Raw genomic sequence first — 4,203 nt, 5'->3', positions numbered from 1 at the left:
TCACGAAACGGTGACGCCGTCGGTGTGATCACGCTTTCGGGAGTGAAAGACGTCCCCGAGTCCGAGCGTGACAAGAGAACCGTCAGCGACACCATGGAGCCGCTGAGAGACGAGCACATCATCCGCCCCGACACCTCACTCTTCGAGGTTCTCGGAAGATTTGGGAAAGGAATGCAGCGGTTGCTCGTCATGGAGCGAGGAGAGCTCCAGGGAGTGGTCACGCACAAAGAGCTCTTGCGCCTGATGGAAGTTCACAAAGCGTTGGCAGAATGACCGCCCGCTCGCCATGGAAATCGATTCCACGGCGAAGGGCGATTACTGGCGTGGCCGGTCTTCGGCAGGTCCACCCGTCTTGGAGAGGTTGCGCGCCGTGTTGATCAGCCCGAGGTGCGAAAACGCCTGCGGGAAATTGCCAACGAGCCTCCGCGCGTTCGAATCGTATTCTTCGGAGAGCAGACCGACGTCGTTGCGCACGTCTAGAACCCGTTCGAAGATCTCCCGAGCCTCGTCGTAGCGTCCTTGTAGAGCGAGGTTATCCGCGAGCCAGAAGGTACAGATCAGAAAACCTCCCTCTCCCGGAGGCAAGCCGTCTACCTCCGGGCGGGTGAGATAGCGATCCACGAAGCCATCCCGCAGCAACCGTTGCTGAATGGCTTCTACCGTCCCCTCCATCCGCGGGTCGGTCGGGGGTAGGAACCCAACCAGAGGCGCCATCAGAAGGCTGGCATCCAGATGCTTGGCTCCGTAGTACTGCACGAACGAGTTCATCTCGGGATCGAAACCCTCGCGACACACCTGTTCGTGAATCTCCTCTCGCAGTTGCTTCCATTTGTCCACGGGCCCATCCAGACCGAACTCCTCGACCGCCTTGACCCCTCGGTCCATTGCTACCCACGCCATGATTTTCGAGTGGGTGAAGTGGCGTCGCGGCCCGCGGACCTCCCAAATCCCCTCGTCGGGTTTTCGCCAGTCGGTCTCGAGAAAGCTCATCAGGGCCCGCTGAACCCGCCACCCATCCTCGGAGTGGGGCACGCCGGTGCGGCGGGCGAAGTGCAGGGCATCCATGATCTCGCCGTAAACATCCAGCTGGTGCTGCTTATAGGCGGCGTTGCCGATGCGAACGGGAGAGGACTGTTCGTAGCCAGGCAGCCAATCCAGTTCGAGCTCGACCAGACGGCGTTCGCCAGCTAGACCGTACATGATGTTCATTTCCGCCGGGCTGCCGGCGACGGCGTGGATCAGCCATTCTCGCCATTCGTGGGCTTCTTCGGTGTACCCGCCCACCATCAACGCATACAATGTGAGAGTCGCGTCCCGCACCCAGCAGTAGCGGTAATCCCAGTTCCGTTCACCACCGAGTTGCTCCGGGAGGGAAGTCGTCGGAGCGGCAACCAGCCCCCCGGTTGGTGCGTAAGTCAGCGCCTTGAGAGTGATCAGCGACCGAACGACGGCATCCCTCCAGCCGCCGCGGTACGTGCAGCGACCCGACCATTCTCGCCACCATGATTCCGTTTCCCGGAGGCTCTCTTCGGGATCCTTCTCGGGCGGCTCTGACTGCCGGGTCCTACACCAGGTCAGATCGAACGAGACTCGCTGTCCCGCCGAAACCATGAAGTCGGCGACCGTATGAAAGTCCTCTCCGCGAAGCTCGACGTCCGTGCGGCAATAGAGAGTGTCCGGCCCGGCGACGGCACGAATACCGTGGTCGATCTGCCGCAGCCATGGCACGATCGATCCGTAGCCGAAACGGATGACGAGATCCATCTGCATCGGCACCTGACCACGTTTGCCTTCAACGATTCGGACCAGATCGGGAGTGCTCGTCCGAATAGGCATGAAGTCGATCAGCTTGACCGAACCGTCCTCGGTTTCGAAATCCGTCTCGAGGACCAGCGTGTCATCACGGTATCGGCGTCGGGTGTTCCTCACGTCCCCGGCGGGAGCGAGCCGCCACCGGCCATTCTCGGGCGTGCCCAGCAGAGCGGCGAAGCAAGCGTCCGAATCGAAACGGGGAAAGCACAACCAGTCGACGGACCCGTCTTTCCCGACGAGAGCGGCGGTCTGACAGTCGCCGATCAGGGCATAGTCTTGGATGGCTGACGGCATCGAGCTCAGTTCTGGGTGCTGGGCTGTCGCGCCTCGGGGCCGTAACGAACCTCCAAGTGGTTATGGACCTCCGCTGCTCCTCCTTCGAACGCATTCTCCTCGGCGCTTTTCCACTCCATCCAGGTGTCCACACGTCCGGAGAGCGTCGCGGTTCCGTCCTCTACTTCGACCCGCACGTCATCGGCGGCGACGAAAGGCGACCACGCCAACTCCTGTCGGATGTCCCTTGCAATCGCCCAATCCGATTTTCCGTCGTTTGCGCCATCGTGGGAGACTCGCAACTCATTGTGGACGGCGACTACCCCTGCTGCGATCGAAGCAGCAGACTCCGCTCTCCGTTTTTCGAACTTCGAACCGACGGAGCCCTCTAATCGGACTTCACCATCGTGGACCGCGACCTCGATGCCCCGACGCTGGACGTAGGGGTCGAGGCGAAGCGTCTCGCGAACGTTTTCTGCGGTCTCATCGTCGGACACTGGATCACCCGGCTTGACCTTCAAGAGGTTCCGGACGTGCCAGACGCCTCTCACCGTGCGGGCGTCTTCTTCGGCGAGGCGTCGTGCGCGCAACTGATTGACCACGCCGCGCAAGGTGACGATTCCATCGCGAACGGCTACCACCGGGTGAAACGGCCGGACCCGGGGGTCGTGTTGAAACACCCTTTCTACTGCCGCCCGAATCTCTTCGTCGGTCCTTGGGGCGAACTTATCGCCCCGCAGCTCCTCTCGCCGTGCTCGTGGATCGATTTCCAGCTCGGCGGCCGTGACTTCGACGACCCCCTGGACACGGGACTGCTCGATCGCGCGCTCCTTCTCGGCCGCGCTGCCCACGACGCCGGCGAGTGCCACCCGGCCAGCGTCGTCCACGTGGACGGCGATCAACGCGTCATCGACCAAGGTGTCCCAGCGAAGCGTCTCCACGATCTCCTCCTTGATTTCTGTCGCCGGTCGCAAGGCCTCCGGCTCTACGACGATGTCGTTCTGGACGCTCTTCACACCCAGTATCCCCTTGGCGACCAGGCCGACGAGCTCTTTCTCTCGAGCCGACTCGACCGTTCCCGTCAATGTCACCTCGCCTTCTCGAACCCAGATCCGAGCGTCGCGACCCTCGGTGGCCCGATTACGAAAGAGGGCACGAGTGATGTCGTTTCGGATGCTGGAATCGGACCGTGCCGGGGGTAAGACGGCGATGCGATTTACCACTCCGAGAACGCCACGGACTCCCTGAGCCATAACGGAAGCTCGCTCCTTGGCGAGAACGTGAAAAGCGAGGCCGCGGAGCGTCACGACACCGTCCTCGGTCTCGACGTCGATCCGATTGAAGGGAACTCCCTTCTGTATCCTGAACTGCGTCTCGATCGCTTCCGTGATCTCGGCGTCGGTCAGAGCGTCGACATTAGCCAACAGTGGCGCTCGAAAGATCGCGAAGGTTGCGGAACAGGCCATGAAGCTTGCGAGCATGATCAGTCTCGCCGTCCTGCTCGCCCGCTCGAGAGGCGCCTTTAGTCTGGTTGTGTCGGTCATAACGGTCTATTTCCTTTCCTTTTCGACAACGACCTTAACGCGAAGGCGCTCCACGACGACATTCGGCGTTTCCGGCAGGGAAGAGGGGCGGCAGACCCTAGGGGACGCTACCGGTTTGGCTGTAGCCGAGAGTCAGATATCGCCGGCTTCCAACACGACTCGAGCCGACTGCCTCACCGCCGAGTCCTCGATTTCCAGCGGACTCGAGAAGAACGACTGGACGCTGGGCGGGCTGGCCGAGCCCGAAGGAGTTCCCGAACCTTCCAACCAACACCGCGGCGCCCGGGGAGCGAATCGGGTGAACACCCGAAATCGGGACACGACGTTCAGGTCGACTCAGGGAACCGTCGTATCGATCCCACTCACCCTCATGGGATATTCATTTGGGCGGCGGCACATCATGGCGGAGACGAAATGCCGCAGCCCGGAATCCGGAATGCAGACGCGTCTCGTCGGATACTCGAAACACCCGGGTTCCAACAACATCGCTCTAGCATGGGAACTTTGAAGGACGACCTGTGTGGGCCCGGGATCTCGATCCGGGAGACGCATATATCGTGGGTCTTTCTAGCCG

General features: G+C 61.6%; 3 protein-coding genes. 1 reads left to right on the top strand and 2 read right to left on the bottom strand.

Annotated features, from left to right (window positions below; genetic code table 11):
* Positions 1–273: CBS domain-containing protein (locus VEK15_10720; protein ID HXV61158.1), on the top strand; the 273-nt coding region annotated here is incomplete at its 5' end.
* 42 nt (positions 274–315) lie between these two features.
* Here VEK15_10720 and VEK15_10715 read toward each other — a convergent pair.
* A complete protein-coding gene (locus VEK15_10715; GenBank protein HXV61157.1) occupies positions 316–2,106 on the bottom strand; it encodes a glycoside hydrolase family 15 protein in 1,791 nt (596 codons plus the stop codon).
* A 5-nt stretch (positions 2,107–2,111) separates the two neighbouring features.
* Positions 2,112–3,629: a BON domain-containing protein gene (locus VEK15_10710; protein ID HXV61156.1), complete on the bottom strand. Its 1,518-nt coding sequence runs from the start codon at positions 3,627–3,629 to the stop codon at positions 2,112–2,114.
* Positions 3,630–4,203: the final 574 nt, after the last annotated feature.

Source organism: Vicinamibacteria bacterium (assembly GCA_035620555.1).
Lineage (GTDB): Bacteria > Acidobacteriota > Vicinamibacteria > Marinacidobacterales > SMYC01 > DASPGQ01.
Note: the sequence above shows the minus strand (reverse complement) of the source record. Positions and strands in the feature narration are given on the sequence as shown.

Excerpts from the sequence above, each read along its gene's own strand:
- VEK15_10715 (HXV61157.1), bottom strand. The coding sequence starts at position 2,106 with ATGCCGTCAGCCATCCAAGACTATGCCCTGATCGGCGACTGTCAGACC.
- VEK15_10710 (HXV61156.1), bottom strand. The coding sequence starts at position 3,629 with ATGACCGACACAACCAGACTAAAGGCGCCTCTCGAGCGGGCGAGCAGG.